Consider the following 15,071-nt stretch of genomic DNA (forward strand, 5'->3'; position numbering starts at 1 on the left):
TGCGGCATGTCGGGTTCGGGGGGAACGGGTGATGGAGCGGGACCAGCGGCAAGCGCAGGACGCGGGGGAGCAGTCGGACCAACGGCCGTACTTCTTCTTCAGCTACGCGCGCCGGGACTACGTGGCGGAGGACGCCTTCGTCGACCAGTTCTTCAATGACCTTCGCGACGAACTCGGCCGGATGCAGCCGGCCGCGCGCGCCGACGAACTCGCCTACCGGGACACCGAACGGCTGCGGGTCGGCGACGACTGGGCCCAGCAACTCGCCCGGATGCTCGGCCGCTGCCGCGCCATGGTCGCGCTCTACTCGCCCGCCTACTTCGCCAGCGACTACTGCGGCAAGGAGTGGACGGCGTTCCGCGGACGCGTCCGGCGCCACCACGAACAGCACGGCGAACACGTCGCGGCCCTGATCCCGGTGCTCTGGGAGCCCGTCGCCCCGGGCGAGCTACACGACGAGGTCACCAAGATCCAGTGGGCCCAGCCGGACATGGGCGAGGCCTACGCCCGGTACGGTCTGCGCGCGCTGCTGCGCACCGAGCCCGGCGGCGAGGCCTACCGGAAGATCGTCCGGGTGGTCGCCGGGCGGGTCAAGGTCGCCGCCGACCGCCGGCTCGCCGACCTGCAGGAGTTCGACCTCGGCGCGGTGCGCGGCTACTTCCCGCCGCCCCAGCCGCCGACCGTGTCGACCCCGGAGCCGTCCTCCAGCCCCGGCATGGTGCGGCTGTTCATCGCGGCCGGTCGGGCCGCCGAGACCGCCGCCGAGGGCGGCGCCCACTACGGCGCCAGGCCCTGGGACTGGGCGCCCTACCACCCGCCGGTCCGGCCCTCGCTGGCGGCACGCGCCCAGCAGGTGATCACCGCGGCCGGGCACACCACCACGCTGGAGGAGATCGACGCGGGCCTCGGCGAGAAGCTCGACCAGGCCCGCGAGGACAGCCAGGTCAGCGTCCTGCTGGTGGATCCGTGGGTGGCCGGCAGCGAGCGCTACCGGGCCGCCCTGCGCGAGTACGACGACCAGAACCACCCGGTCACCGGTGTGCTGCTGCCCAGCGGTGACCAGGACCCGCCGGACGGGCCGGCGCGCGAGGCGCTGTGGACCGGCGTGCGCGGCGTGTTCCGCCGCAACTGGCTGCGCCGCTTCGACCCCGACCCGCTGTTCCGGGTCAAGGTCAAGCGGGACAGCTTCGACCGGGACCTCGACATCGTGGTGACGGTCGCCCAGAACAAGCTGATGGACGACAACTTCGACTGGGGCGAAGGCGGCGCCGTCTTCGGGGTCGGTCCCGGCACGGCCCCGCAGATGCCCGGCCTGGCCATCCCGCCCAGACCCGCCGCCGCCCCGCCCGGCCCGCGACCCGGTCCGCCGGGGCGGCTCGCCCTGGACCCGCCGTACGACCTCCCCGGGCAGCGCCGGGCCGACCAGGACCGCAACGCCCCCTCGAACGGAGACGACAACGATGACCACTGAGCCCGACACACGGCCCGAGCGCGGCGGACCGGGTTCGGTCGTCACGTTCTACTCCTTCAAGGGCGGCACCGGGCGGACCATGGCCCTCGCCAACGTCGGCTGGATCCTCGCCAGCCGGGGCCTGCGCGTCCTGGTGGTCGACTGGGACCTGGAGGCACCCGGCCTGCACCGCTACTACCACCCGCTGCTCGTCGACCCCGAACTCCACTCCACGGACGGCCTGATCGACCTGCTGCGCTCCTACGTCAAGCAGGCGCTGCCCACCGCCGCCGGCCCCACCGGCCTCGGCCCCGCCGAATGGCTCGACGAGCCCGGCCGGCTGGACGGCTACATCTGCGGCCTCGCCCTCGACCTGCCGCCCGGCGGCCGGCTCGACTTCCTGCCCGCCGGCCGCCAGAACGGCGCCTACGGTGCCGCCGTCACCAGCTTCAACTGGCGCAGCTTCTACCACGGCCGGGACATCCGGGGCGGCGAGTTCCTGCGCGAGCTGCGCGAACGCTGGGCCCGGAACTACGACTTCGTGCTCATCGACAGCCGCACCGGGGTCAGCGACACCTCGGGCATCTGCACCGTGCTGATGCCCGACACCGTCGTCGACTGCTTCACCTTCAGCGCCCAGAACATCCGCGGCGGCGTCGACGCCGCCCGCGCCATCGCCGAGGCCGAGGAACGGGCGATCCGGGTCCTGCCGGTACCGATGCGGGTCGAGGACGCCGAGCAGGAACGCCTGGAGGCCGGCCGCGACTTCGCCCGCGAGGCCTTCGCCCCCTACCTCGGCCGCTGGCTGCCCGGCGACCGCCGGGCGGGCTACTGGGCCGACGTCGAGGTGCCGTACAAGCCGTTCTACGCCTACGAGGAGGTGCCCGCCACCGTCGCCGACCGGCCGCAGGAGGCCCGCAGCCTGCTCAACGCCTTCGAACGACTGGCCGGTTGGATCACCGACGGGCGGGTGCGCACGCTGCGTCCGCTCGGCTCCGAGACCCGCCGCCGGCTCTACGCCGCCTACCTGCGCTCCGCCCGGGCCGTGCCCCGGCAGGTGTTCGTCAGCTACGCGCCGGAGAACCGGATGTGGGCCGAGTGGGCGGCCGGCACCCTCACCCGGTTCGGCTACCAGACCTCGCTGCACAACGCCGCCGACCCGTACACCGGCACCCGGCCGCCGGAGGTCGCCGGGCCGCTCGAAGGGCAGGGCCGGGTGCTCGCCCTGCTCTCCCCCGAGTACACCGCGCTGCCCCGCGCCGCCGAGGTCTGGCAGCTCCTGCAGGGCGGCGAACTGCCCTCCGGCGCACCGATGTCGGTCGCCCTGCGGCTGCAGGACTCGGACGAGCCGACGCCCCGGCCGTTCGCCGGCCACGTGGTGCCCGATCTGGTGCGCTCCTCCGCCGTGCACGCCGAGGCGCAGCTGTACCACGAGTTCGGCCACGCGCCCGGCATCAACCGGCAGTCGGACGGAGACAGCGGCGAGTTCGCCGCCCCCGCGCGCTTCCCCGGCACCGCCCCGCAGGTGCTGGACGTGCGCTCGCGCAACGCCTCCTTCATCGGCCGCGGCAGACTGCTCGAACTGCTCCGCAACCGCTTCACCGGCGGCCCGGCCGCCGTCCGCAGCCAGGTGCTGTACGGCCTCGGCGGCGCCGGCAAGTCGGAGATCGCCGGCGAGTACGCGCACCGGTTCAAGTCCGCGTACGACGTGGTCTGGTGGGTGCCCGCCGAGGACCCGGCCAACATCCCCGCCGAACTCGCCAAGCTCGCCCCGCGGCTCGGCGTGCCGGGCAGCGACGACGTCGCCCACACCGCCGCCGCGGTGCTCGACGCGCTGCGCCGCGGCCAGCCGTACGGCCGCTGGCTGCTGGTCTTCGACAACGCCAGCACCCCCGAGGAGCTGGCCCCCTGGCTGCCGGCCGGCGCGGCCGGCGGCCACGTGCTGATCACCTCCCGCAACCAGGGCTGGTCCAAGCACGCCGGGCTGGTCGAGGTGGAGGTCTTCCTGCGCGAGGAGAGCGTGCGGCTGCTGCGCCGGTTCAACACCGGCCTCAGCCAGGACGATGCCGAGGAGATCGCCAAGCGGCTCGGCGACCTGCCGCTGGCCGTGGGCCAGGCCGCCGTCTGGCTCCAGGAGACGCCGATGCGGATCGCCGACTACCTCGGCGAACTCGACCGCGCCCTCACCGAGATGCTCGACCGCACCGCGATGCCCGCCGCCGACTACCCGCACTCCGCCGCCGCGACCCTGCGCATCTCGGTCGAGGAACTGCGCCGGATGAACGCCCCGGCCGCCCAGATCCTGGAGATCTGCGCCTTCCTCGGCCCGGACGCCATCCCGATGCGGCTGCTGTACAGCCGGGCCGTCGTCCGCGCCCTGCAGCTGCCCCCGCGCGCGCCCCGGGACAAGCTGGCGATCGGCGAGTTCCTGCGCGCCATCAGCCGGTTCGGGCTCGCCCGCACCGACCAGGGCAGCGAGACCATCACCGTCCACCGGCTCGTCCAGGCCGTCCTGCGCGACCAGGTCGGCGAGGAGCGGCGGGCCGAGCTGCGCGAGGTCGTGCACGCCGCGCTGGCCGCCGCCAACCCCGGCGACCCCGACGTGCCGGCCGACTGGGCGGACTACGCCGAACTGCTGCCCCACCTCTGGCCGTCCGGCGCCGTCGACAGCGCCGACGAGGACGTCCGGCAGTGGATCATCGACTCGGTCCGCTACCAGTGGAAGCGCAGCCTGCACGAAGCCGGCCGGGAGCTCGCCGAGCGCACCCTGCGGCACTGGCGCCAGGAAGGCTACGGCGGGCCGGACTTCGACGTCGACAACGACGCCCAGACCCTGATGCTGCGTACCCAGCTCAGCAACATCCGCCGCTCCCAGGGCGCCCTCCAGGAGGCGTACGAGATGGACCGGGACATCCTGGAGCGCTTCACCGCCACCCTCGGCCCCGAGCATTCGCACACCCTCGCCGTCGCCAACAGCCTCGGCGCCGACCTGCGCTTCCTCGGCCGCTACGACGAGGCCCGCACGCTCGACCGCCGGACCCTGGACGCCGCCCGGCGCACCCTCGGCCCGGACCACCCGCGCACCCTGATGATCACCAACAACCTCGCCGTCTCGGACTACCTGGCCGGCGACCGGCGGGCCGCCCTGGAACGCCACCGCAGCAACTACCTGCAGCAGCGCGAGGCGCTCGGCGCGCAGAGCCTCTACGCACTGTCCTCCGCCTCCAACTACGCCCGCGACCTGCGCGAGACCGGCCGGCTGCGGGAGGCCCTGGACCTGCTGGAGGAGACCGTCCGGACCTACCAGCAGACCATCGGCGACAACCACACCGACACCCTGCGCGCCCGCAAGAACCTCGCCGTCGCCCTGCGCCGGGACGGCCGCTACAACGAGGCCGTGGAGATCGACGAGGACATCTACCAGCGCTACCTGGACATCAACGGCCCCGAGCACCCGGACACCCTGGCCGCCGCCACCAACCTGGCCAGCGACTTCAACGCGCTCGGCCAGACCGAGCGGGCCATCCCGCTCGCCGAACGCGCCCTCGCCCGCTACCGCGACTACCTCGGCGAGGACCACCCGGTCACGCTGGCGGGCGCCAACAACCTCTCCGTCTACCTGCGGCTGGTCGGGCGCCTCGACGAGGCCCGGGAGCTGTCCGGCCGCACCCTGGCGCAGTTCCGCCGCGTCCTCGGCGCGCACCACCTGTACATCCCGATCGCGATGATGAACCACGCCAACGACCTCGCCGTGAGCGGGGAGGCGGAGGCCGCGCTGGCCCTCGAACTGGAGGCCGCGCCGCTGATGGTGGAGGCGCTCGGCCGGGACCACTACGACTCCATCGGCATCAACTCCAACCTGTCGCTCTCCCTCGCGTCGGTCGGGCAGGCCGAGCGGGCCGCCGTCCTGCGCGGCGACTGCATCCGGCGGGCCCAGCTGACGCTCGGCGAGGACCACCCGACCACCAAGGCCGTCAAGGCCGGGACCAGGCTCGACTCGGACGTGGAGCCGCCGCACGTGTGACGCGTGATGACGGATGGTCAGCCGGGACTCCCGGGCGGCACTAGGCTCGCGCGCATGGTGCCGTTCCGGCAGTTCCTGCTGAAGATCCACAGTCGCTGCAACCTGGCCTGCGACTACTGCTACGTGTACCAGGCCGCCGACCAGAGCTGGCGGCGGCGGCCACGCCGGATGGAGCTGCCGACCGTCCGCCGCACCGCCCGCAGGATCGCCGAACACGCCGCCGGGCACGGGCTCGACGAGGTGACCGTGGTGCTCCACGGCGGCGAACCGCTGCTCGTCGGCGCCGCCCATCTCGACGCACTGCTGGGGGAGTTGGCCGGCGCCGGCCCCCGGGTCCGGTTCAGCCTGCAGACCAACGGGCTGCGGCTGCTCGACGAACCGGCGCTGCTCGACGTCCTGCACCGGTACCGCGTCGCCGTGGGCGTGTCGATCGACGGCACCCCCGCCGACCACGACCGGCACCGGCTGCTGCCCTCCGGCGCCGGCAGCTGGGCCCGGACGGCCGAGGCGGTGCGACTGCTCGGCTCCGAGCGGCACCGGGACCTGTTCGCCGGGCTGCTCTGCGTCGTCGACCTCGCCGCGGACCCGGTGGCCACCTACCAGGCGCTGGTGGACTTCGCCCCGCCCCGGGTCGACCTGCTGCTGCCGCACGCCACCTGGGCCGCCCCGCCGCCCGGCGTCCACCGGACGGCACCGCCCACCGTGCCGCCGCCCGGCCGGGCCGGCGAGGCCGCGCCGTACGGGGAATGGCTGATCGCCGCCTTCGACCGCTGGTACGACGCGCCGCGCCGGGAGACCGGGGTGCGACTGTTCGAAGAGCTGTCCGTGCTGCTGCTCGGCGGGCGGGCCGCGAGCGAGGCGGTCGGGCTCGCCCCCGTCGACCTGGTCGTCGTCGAGGCGGACGGCACGATCGAGCAGGTCGACTTCCTGAAGGTCGCCTACGAAGGGGCTGCGGGGACCGGCCTGGACATCTGGCGGCACGGCTTCGACGCCGCCGCCGCGCACCCGGCCTTCCGGGCCCGGCAGCACGGGCTCGCCGGACTCGCGCCGGTGTGCGGCGCCTGCCCGCTGGTCCGGGTGTGCGGCGGCGGGCTCTACGCGCACCGGTACGCGGGCGGCGGCGCCGGCGGCGGGTTCGGGCACCCGTCCGTGTACTGCGCGGACCTCGACCGGCTGATCCGGCACATCGCCGGGCGACTGCGGGCGGGAGTGGCGCGGGTGGCGCGGGCGCGGGCCCAGGGCGCGGTTCGGCACCGGGACGCCCGCATCTGACGGAACATCACGGATCCTTTCCGCCGTCGAGGATCCCGGCGCCGTGACCGGGGCGCCCGATCGCCGCTCACCCGTTCGGGTCATGCGCGGCACCGGATCGGCTGATCCGCGGCCGGACGGGGAAACTGCGGGCGGGCGCGGCGGGTTGGCCGGAGCGGACCGGACAGGAGGAGGACGACCGGTGGCTGGTAGGGGCGAGACGGTGACGGCGGCGGAGACGGCCGGGGTGCCGGGTGCGCGGGCGGCGGACGGGCTGCCGCGGCACGGCGTGGACCGGGCGACGTTCCGGGCGATCGCCGGCGCGCGCGGCGGACCGGAGGCCGTCCGGCTGCTGCGCGCCGGACAGTTGAGCAAGCGGGCGCTGCTGCTGCTGGCGCTGCGTCGGGCCGCGCCCGGCGACGAGGGCTACCGCGCGGCCTACGCCCGGGTGTGCGCGCTGCAGCGGGACGACCGGCCGCGCTGGGAGGAGTCGCTGTTGCGCCCGGAGTTGGACGCCTGGGCGGCGGACTGCCTGCGCGGCCTCGCGGCCGGTGAGGCCGTCCCGCTGGACGGGCTCGGCGACTTCCTGCGGGCCGTCCCCCCGTCCGGGCCGCGGCTGGAGCTGGAGTGCGACGGGCTGCGCTGGGCGCCGACCGTCGAGCACGCCGGGCCGCGCCGGGTGGACTTCGGGCGGCCGCCGGCCGGCCCGCTCTCGGAGGCCGAACTCGCGCAGTGGGCAATCGAGTTGGAACAGTCCTGGCAGATCCTGGTGCGGCGCCACCGGTGGCACGCGGAGGCCGTCGCCGCCTGCGTCGGCACGATCGTGCCGCTGCGCCCGGCGCCCGGCGGTGAGGCGGTCAGCGCCGCCGCCCGGCGGGCGTACGGCGCGGTGGCGGCCTCGCTGCCGGGGGACCCGGTGCTGCTGGCGCTGGCCCTGGTGCACGAGTTCCTGCACGTTCAACTCGGCGCCCTGCTGGACCTGGTGCCGCTGCACCGCCCGAACGGCGCCGCCGTCTACCACGCCCCGTGGCGGCCCGACCTGCGCCCGGTCGGTGCGCTGCTGCAGGGAACGTACGCGCACCTGGGGGTCGCGGACTTCTGGGCCGCCGAACTGGCCGCCGGGGACGGCGAAGCGGCCCGCGCGGAGCGGGAGTTCACCTGCTGGCGCGGGCACGCCCTGGCGGCCGGCCGGACCCTCCTGGACTCCGGCGAACTCACCGCACACGGGCGGGAGTTCACCGACGAGCTGGTGCGCGCCGTCCGCCTGCTGGACGGTCCGGCGGCGAAACGGCGAGGGTGACGGGCGACCCGGTCCGGTCCGGCCCCGAATCCGGGTGTGCCGGGCAGGCCGCCCGGGGAGGGATCGAACGCCTGCTCCGGTCAACGCGCTTCGGCGCGCGCCCAGGGGAAGTGCGCGACCGCTGAACGGGTGAATTCTCGGGGCGCCGGGCGCCGCCGTACTGCGCCGACCGGCCGGGCAGACGAACTTGAGGACACAAGGTGCCGCGCGGAGTCCGCACGGGCACTACATTAAGTCGCAACCGGGTGGCCTACCCGCCCTCGGCAGGTCCTAACCGCGCCTAAGGAAACGAATATGACTCCGGTAACCAGCACCAGGCCGGCCGGCAACCTCACTGACACTCAGGAGACGCCGGAGCGCACCTCCCTCGCCGATCTCGCCGCCCTCGGCGCGGAAGAACTCGCCACCCGGCTGCAGCGCGCGCTCCCCGCCGCGGAATCCGGCCGCGTGCCGGTCGCCGCCTTCAACTCCTCGATCTGACCCGGCCGCGAACGCCGACCGGACCCAGGCCGAGCCGACCACACGAGAACGCCGCAGACCATCACCAGGCCCATGCCGACACGAATTCCGGTGCCCCTGACGCAATTCGTGCTCAAGATGCACAGCCGGTGCGATCTCGCCTGCGACCACTGCTACGTCTACGAGCACGCGGACAGCAGCTGGCGCACCCGTCCCAGGGCGACTGGGGACGAGATCCTGGCCAAGACCGCCGAGCGGATCGGCGAACACGCGGCCGCGCACCGGCTGACCGCCGTCCGGGTCGTCCTGCACGGGGGAGAACCCCTGCTCGCCGGCCCGGACCGGCTGCGCCGCGCCGCCGAGGCGCTCCGGGCGGCACTCCCGCCCGGCTGCGCCCTCGACCTGCGCATCCACACCAACGGCGTGCTGCTCAGCCGCTCGTTCTGCGAGCTGTTCGCGGAACTGGGCGTCAGGGTCGGCATCTCCCTGGACGGCGACCGGGCCGCGAACGACCGACACCGGCGCTTCGCGGACGGGCGCAGCAGCCACCCGCAGGTCCTGCGGTCGGTCGCCCTGCTGCGCGAGCCGCCCTACCAGCACCTGTACGCCGGGCTGCTGTGCACGATCGACGTCGAGAACGACCCGGTCGCCGTGTACCGCGCGCTCGCCGAACTCCAGCCGCCCGCCGTCGACTTCCTGCTGCCGCACGCCACCTGGGACGACCCGCCGAAACGTCCCTCCGGCCGGGGCGCCACCCCGTACGCGGACTGGCTGCTCACCGTCCACGAGCTGTGGGAGGCGGACCGGCGGCCGTTCGCCGTCCGCACCTTCGAATCCGTGCACCGCACATGGCGCGGGCTCTCCAGCCTCACCGAGTCGCTCGGGCTCGAACCCTCCGACCTCGCCGTGATCGAGACGGACGGCAGCTTCGAGCAGGCCGACAGCCTGAAGACCGCCTACGACGGGGCGCCCGCCACCGGCATGGACGTCTTCCGGCACAGCCTCGACGACCTCGCCCTGCACCCCGGCATCGCTGCCCGCCAATCGGGCCTCGCCGGGCTCAGCGAGACCTGCCGCAGCTGCCCGGTGGTGCGTTCCTGCGGCGGTGGACTGTACGCCCACCGCTACCGGAGCCACCACGGAAGCGGCGGCTTCGACCATCCCTCCGTCTACTGCGGGGATCTCATGACGCTCATCAACAGCATGACCGGGCAAGGAAGTTCCGTGCCCGTGCCGGCGCAGGGCGGTGAGCCGGCGCGGCCGGCCCCGCTCGACCCGGCACACCTGGACGAACTGGCGCGTGGGTACGGCGGCGCGGGTGCGGTCGGGGCGCTCCGGCGCGCCCAGCTCGCCCTGACCCGGGCGATGCTGGCCGCCGCCTGGGACGCCTCCGGCCGCGGCCGCGGCGAGGCGTGGGCGCTGCTCGCGGCCCTCGACGTCGAGGCCCCCGCGGCCGTCGACGCCGTGCTCGCCCATCCGTACGCGCGGGCCTGGGCGGCGCGGCGGCTGGCCGGGGACCTGTCGGTCGGGCTCGGGCCGCTGGCCGCGCTCGCCGCGGCGGCGGCGGTGCGGGCCGGGCGGGGGGACGCGGTGGCGGTGCCGGCGCGCGGTGGGTGGCTGCACCTGCCGACGCTCGGGCGGCTCGCGGTGCCGGACGGGGAGGCCGTCGTCACCGGGCTGGCGGACGGGTTCCGGGTGCGGGCCGCGGACGGTTCGGAGCGCGGGGAGCTGGACGAGCCGTTGCGGCGGGTCCGGCTGGCCGGGGGGTGGACGGTCACGCTGGAGGACGTCGACCCGCTGCGCGACAGCCACGACCACCCGGTCGCCGGGCGGCTCCCGGCGGGCGAACTGCTCGACTGGACGGGCGCGTTGCGCGAGGCGTGGGAGCTGCTCGGGCGGGACCTGCCCGGCTACGCGGACGGCCTGCGGGCGGGCCTGACCACGATCACCCCGCTGCGGCCCGGACCGGCCGGGCGGGACGTCAGCTCGGCCGCCCGGCAGGCGTACGGCGCGGTCGCCATCGCCCGGCCGTCGACCGCACCGACGCTCGCGCTGCTGCTCGCGCACGAGTTCCAGCACGTGAAGCTGGGCGCGGTGCTGGACCTGTACGACCTGTTCGACCGCGCCGACGACCGGCTGTACTTCGCGCCCTGGCGGCCCGACCCGCGGCCGCTGGAGGGCCTGCTGCAGGGCACCTACGCGCACCTGGCCGTGACGGAGTACTGGGGCACCCGGACCGCCGCGTACGACGGGCTGCCGGGGGACGCCGCCGACCGGGCCCGGGCGCAGTTCGCGCTCTGGCGGCGGTACACGGCGGAGGCGGTCGACCGGCTGGCGGAGTCGGGGTCGCTGACCGCGCTCGGGGGACGTTTCGCGGACGGGATGCGGGAGAGTGTGACACCGTGGCTGGCCGTGCCGCTGCCCGCCGCGGCGGAGCGGGACGCCGAGCGGATGCGGGTCCGGCTCCAGCCGGTCGAAGCCTGATCCGAGGGGGATGTGCCGTGATGTCCACTTCCGCGCTCGCCGCCGCCTTCACCGGGCTCGGTGTCCGCCCGGGCACGGTGCTGCACGTCCAGGCCTCGCTGCGGGCCCTGGGGCCGGTGGCGGGCGGGGCGGCGGCGGTCGTCGACGCCCTGCTCGAAGTCCTGGGCCCCGAGGGGACCTTGGTGGCGTACACCGCCACGCCCGAGAACTCCGCCACGTCCCGGGTCCACCAGGCCGCCGTCGCCGGGCTGTCCCCGGCGGAGGTCGACGCCCATCGCGACCGGATGCCGCCGTTCGACCCGGCGGCCACGCCGTGCTCGCCGACCATGGGGGCGCTGTCGGAGGCGGTCCGCACCCGGCCGGGTGCGGTGCGCAGCAGCCATCCGCAGACCTCCTGGGCCGCCATCGGGCTCCGCGCCGAGGAGATCACCGCCCGGCACCCGCTGACCTCGCACCTCGGCCCCGACTCGCCGCTCGGGCGGCTCTACGAGCTGGACGCGCGGGTGCTGATGCTCGGGGTGCCGATGGCCAACTTCACCGCGTTCCACCTCGCCGACCTGCGGCAGCCGGGCGTGCGCCTGCGCGAGTACCGGTGCGTGGCGGCGGACGGCTGGACCACCTTCAGGGCCCCCGACCTGGACGACCTGCACTTCGCCGAGCTCGGCGCCCGGGTCCTCGCCGACGCGAACGGCGTCACCACGGCCCGGGTCGGCAGCGCGGACTGCCGCCTCGTGCCGGTGCGGGAGGCCGTCGACCTCGCCGACCGCCACCTCCGTACCGCCGGCGGCTGATCCGGCCGTACGGCAGTCGGTCAGGGCGTCCCGGCCGGGGGCCGCCCGAGCCGGAAGTACGTGACGAGTGCCTGGACGGCGAGGGCCAGGACGAGGGTGGGGAGGACGTTCCACAGCCGCACGCCGCCGAACGCCAGGACCGCGAAGACGACCAGGGCGGTGAGGAGCGTGGGCAGCGTGGTGGAGACGGAGAGGGCGAGCCGGGTGCGACGGGTCACGGGGAATCCTCGGGGTCGGGGGCGGCTGGGGAGGTGAACGGTCACGCGGCGGAGCGCGCGCGGTCGAGGTAGGCGGACAGGTCGTGCCAGGCGTCGGCCGGGGTGCTCGGGTCGCCGGACATCGCGGCGGGCTCGTCGTGCCACGCGGACCGCACCCCGGCCGAGACGCTGCCGTCGCCCCCGTTGAACAGGGCGCTCAGCTCGTCCATCCGCGCCACCAGTTTCCGCACCGGGGGCGCGGTCGGCTCCACCCCGGCGATCCGCAGCGCCTCGGCCCGGCGGTACAGCTCCGGCCACTCGACCTGCAGCAGGTAGTGGGCGGCGGGGCCCAGGGCGGCCGCCCGGTCGTGCAGGGTCCGCAGCTGGTCGCCGTCGAGGTGGCGCCGCAGCGCTTCCGTACGCTCCGGACCGGCGCCACCCATCGCCTGGAGCGCGCCGATCAGCGTGGAGACCTCCGGCTCCCGCTCGGAGGCCAGCTCGGCCCGGACGTGGGTGAGCCGCTGCCGCAGGGCCTCCAGGGACGCGAGGGAGGCCTCGACGTCGGCCAGGTGCTCGCTCACCAGTCGGACCGGGTCCACCCCGGCGTCCAGGCAGGTGGCGACGCTCTCCAGCCCGAGGCCGAGTCGGCGCAGGGCGAGGACCTGGTAGAGCCGGACCACGTCCTGCTCGGTGTACTCACGATGCCCGGCGGAGGTGCGCCGGGACGGGCTGAGCAGCCCGATCTGGTCCCAGTGGTGCAGGGTGCGCACCGTCAGCCCACTCGCCTCGGCGAGCGGTCCGACCTTCCACGTCTGGTCGATGCTCATGCCCCCACGATGCCCCCTGACGCCGCGTGAGGTGCAAGCCCGCCCCGGGCGGGCTCGTGGTCACCTGCTCGCGGAAGCCCCAGGGCTGGCGCCGGGTTTGACGCAGGGGGCCAGGGCGGTCAGGTCCAGGGTGTCCGGCGCCGTGTCGGGAGAGCCACTGCTGCCGCAGCTGCGGGCAGGCGGAGATCGGCGGTGAAGGCGGGCCCGACGCCCGCGGCTTCGTCCACTTCCACAGCCAGTGCACGGACTCCGTCGCCGCCGGGCACGGCCTGACGCTCCTCTACGGCGGCTTCGACGGTTCGTCCGGGACCACCGCAGCCGTTGGTCGTGAGGTCATGGCCGCCGTGGAAGCGGCCGGCCTGCGGGTCGATTGGGACGGTGACCCGGCGCGGGCGATCACGGTCGCGCCGCTGGACTGGCGCCGCCGCCTGATCGGCTGGTTCGAGCACGGCCGGGAGCGGACGAGCGCAGGAAGTCGGCTGGGCCGACTTCCTGCGCGGGTAGAGGTTCGGCTCGGGACAGCTGTCCGGCACCCGAGTTCTGCGTGCCCGCTACGATCCGCCGCGTGATCCTTGCCGTTGACACGCATTCGCATGCCTTCCAACTCGGACAATCCATTGGAATATGGGGCATATCCGCCCTGATTGTCGTTATTCTCGCCTGGATTGCGACCAGGACCTGGCGCAACCCCGTCGCTCGCACGCTGGAGGAGGCACCCCGTGTCGCTGCCCTGCGGAGGAAGCGCAGGGCCATCAGCGTTCTCGCGACGCTTCTCGTTGCCGGTGCCGCCGTGGCCGCAGTGGTCGTGGACATGGGCTCGGACCCCTCGTACGGTCCGGCCGCGGAGTCGGGTCCGGCCGACCGCACCATCGACGCTCCAGAGGCAGTCGCCGGCTACCGCCTGATCACTGGAGACGCTGCGGCCCGCTTGACGGCCCGGATGCCGAGCGGAGCCCCGGAGCACTACTGGTTCTATTCGGCCACGCCGGACGGCACCCGGCCGAGCCTCATGTTCAGTGCCTCCACCGCTCAGTGGAATCCCGAGCTGGCCCGGGAGAACGCCACCCACTCCCTTTCCTGGGGCCTGAACAACTACTTCGCCGGCGCCAAAGTCGACGATCCCCAGGACGTCGATGCCGGCCCGCTCGGCGGAGCCATGCAGTGCGGGATGCAGGCTGCCAACGGGGCGGCGGTGTGCCGCTGGATCGACGCCTCGACGGCGGGCGCCGTCGCGGTCTTCGGCAGCACGGACATTCACCAGGCCGGGGCGATCGCCCTGCAGTTCAGAAACGCCGCCGAGCACTGAACGACACCGCGCAGGAAGTCGGCTGGGCCGACTTCCTGCGCCGGGTGGTCAGCGGCGCTGTTCCCACTGGGCGCGGGTGAGTTCGTACTCGACCTCGCCGTGTTCGGAGCCCGGGATGGTGTCGGGCCAGTCTCCGGTGAAGGTGCGCAGGAAGGTCAGGCCGGACTTCTCCATCACGCGGCGGGAGCGGGAGTTGACGGTCATGGTGTTGGCGGTGACGCGCTCGGTGCGGAGCTCGGTGAAGCCCTTGTCGATCAGGGCGAGGGAGCCCTCGGTGGCGTAACCCCTGCCCCAGGCGGCCCGGTTGAGGCGGTAGCCGAGTTCGACGACGGCGAGGTCGTGGTCGTCGAGGGGGCGGAACTCGAACCAGCCGAGGAAGGCGCCGGTGGCCTTCTCCTCGGCGGCCCAGAAGCCCCTGGTGCCGGTGCAGGGGTGGTCGTGGAGGAGGCGTGGCATGACCCGGGTGCGGATAGCGTCCAGGGTGGTCGGCTTGCCGCCGTTGATGAAGCGCATGACCTCGGGGTCGCTGTCCAGCGCGAAGAGGTGGTCGGTGTCGGCTTCGGTGAACGGGCGCAGGACGAGCCGGTCGGTCGCAAGGAAGACATGCATGCCGCGATCTTCGTCGCGGGGCAAGGGGCCTGCCACCGGATATCCCCGTGTCCCGTGGTCGGTTCGGCACGGGCGCCGGTGGCCCAGGGGCCGTCTCACTCGTCTCACCGCGCCCTGACGAGGCGGTATCGGCTCCCGGGCGCGCCCCGGCGTACGGAGGTTGAGACGTCCCAACGGTGGGACGGGCGCGACACCGAGCAGGGGCCGGTCGGGTTGTGAGACGTCCCAATCCCCAGGTCAGGGGCCTGTGGGCAAATGGAACGCTGGGACAGCGGATCACGTGTTGCCGCCGCCATGACCGGCTGTCAGGGTGGGCGCCGCACCTCGGAGACCGGATGTGTCCCCCCAGGCGGGGATCGAGGTTCCGCCAGTG

11 protein-coding genes and 1 pseudogene are annotated in these 15,071 nt (G+C 74.4%); 9 read left to right on the forward strand and 3 right to left on the reverse strand.

Going from position 1 to position 15,071, the window contains the following annotated elements:
- The first annotated feature begins 31 nt into the window (after positions 1 to 31).
- From ACPC54_RS10720 to ACPC54_RS10750, 7 genes are all read left to right on the forward strand, one after another.
- Complete coding sequence (locus tag ACPC54_RS10720; protein WP_498963469.1) at positions 32 to 1,471, forward strand: TIR-like protein FxsC; 1,440 nt, start codon at positions 32 to 34, stop codon at positions 1,469 to 1,471.
- A complete protein-coding gene (gene fxsT, locus ACPC54_RS10725; protein ID WP_498963471.1) occupies positions 1,461 to 5,474 on the forward strand; it encodes an FxSxx-COOH system tetratricopeptide repeat protein in 4,014 nt (1,337 codons plus the stop codon). The genes ACPC54_RS10720 and fxsT overlap by 11 nt, the downstream gene beginning before the upstream one ends.
- A gap of 54 nt (positions 5,475 to 5,528) precedes the next feature.
- Positions 5,529 to 6,746, forward strand: a complete 1,218-nt coding sequence (locus tag ACPC54_RS10730) for an FxsB family cyclophane-forming radical SAM/SPASM peptide maturase (protein WP_498963473.1) — start codon at positions 5,529 to 5,531, stop codon at positions 6,744 to 6,746.
- A 181-nt stretch (positions 6,747 to 6,927) separates the two neighbouring features.
- Complete coding sequence (locus ACPC54_RS10735) at positions 6,928 to 8,025, forward strand: aKG-HExxH-type peptide beta-hydroxylase (protein ID WP_498963475.1); 1,098 nt, start codon at positions 6,928 to 6,930, stop codon at positions 8,023 to 8,025.
- Between the two features lie 294 nt (positions 8,026 to 8,319).
- Positions 8,320 to 8,505, forward strand: coding sequence for an FxSxx-COOH cyclophane-containing RiPP peptide (fxsA, locus tag ACPC54_RS10740; protein ID WP_498963477.1), 186 nt, complete (start codon positions 8,320 to 8,322; stop codon positions 8,503 to 8,505).
- A gap of 72 nt (positions 8,506 to 8,577) precedes the next feature.
- Positions 8,578 to 10,968: an FxsB family cyclophane-forming radical SAM/SPASM peptide maturase gene (locus tag ACPC54_RS10745; protein ID WP_498963479.1), complete on the forward strand. Its 2,391-nt coding sequence runs from the start codon at positions 8,578 to 8,580 to the stop codon at positions 10,966 to 10,968.
- Positions 10,969 to 10,988: 20 nt separating this feature from the next.
- Positions 10,989 to 11,759, forward strand: a complete 771-nt coding sequence (locus tag ACPC54_RS10750) for an AAC(3) family N-acetyltransferase (protein WP_498963481.1) — start codon at positions 10,989 to 10,991, stop codon at positions 11,757 to 11,759.
- 20 nt (positions 11,760 to 11,779) lie between these two features.
- Here ACPC54_RS10750 and ACPC54_RS10755 read toward each other — a convergent pair whose 3' ends face one another.
- Both ACPC54_RS10755 and ACPC54_RS10760 read right to left on the reverse strand, forming a co-directional pair.
- Positions 11,780 to 11,977 carry a hypothetical protein gene (locus ACPC54_RS10755; protein ID WP_498963482.1) on the reverse strand — a complete coding sequence of 66 codons (198 nt, stop codon included), beginning with the start codon at positions 11,975 to 11,977 and terminating at the stop codon, positions 11,780 to 11,782.
- Between the two features lie 41 nt (positions 11,978 to 12,018).
- On the reverse strand, positions 12,019 to 12,783 hold the full coding sequence (locus ACPC54_RS10760; RefSeq protein WP_498963484.1) for a MerR family transcriptional regulator: 765 nt from the start codon (positions 12,781 to 12,783) through the stop codon (positions 12,019 to 12,021).
- A 158-nt stretch (positions 12,784 to 12,941) separates the two neighbouring features.
- Here ACPC54_RS10760 and ACPC54_RS10765 point away from each other — a divergent pair.
- Both ACPC54_RS10765 and ACPC54_RS10770 read left to right on the forward strand, forming a co-directional pair.
- Positions 12,942 to 13,220: pseudogene (locus ACPC54_RS10765) on the forward strand (DUF6891 domain-containing protein); the annotation flags it as partial.
- 128 nt (positions 13,221 to 13,348) lie between these two features.
- Positions 13,349 to 14,089: a hypothetical protein gene (locus tag ACPC54_RS10770; RefSeq protein ID WP_498963486.1), complete on the forward strand. Its 741-nt coding sequence runs from the start codon at positions 13,349 to 13,351 to the stop codon at positions 14,087 to 14,089.
- Positions 14,090 to 14,137: 48 nt separating this feature from the next.
- Here ACPC54_RS10770 and ACPC54_RS10775 read toward each other — a convergent pair whose 3' ends face one another.
- Entirely contained in the window at positions 14,138 to 14,698 is a 561-nt protein-coding gene (locus ACPC54_RS10775; RefSeq protein ID WP_498963488.1) for a GNAT family N-acetyltransferase, read from the reverse strand.
- Between the last annotated feature and the right edge of the window lie 373 nt (positions 14,699 to 15,071).

Origin of the sequence: Kitasatospora sp. NPDC094028 (assembly GCF_049543595.1) — a bacterium.
Taxonomy (GTDB): Bacteria; Actinomycetota; Actinomycetes; order Streptomycetales; family Streptomycetaceae; genus Kitasatospora.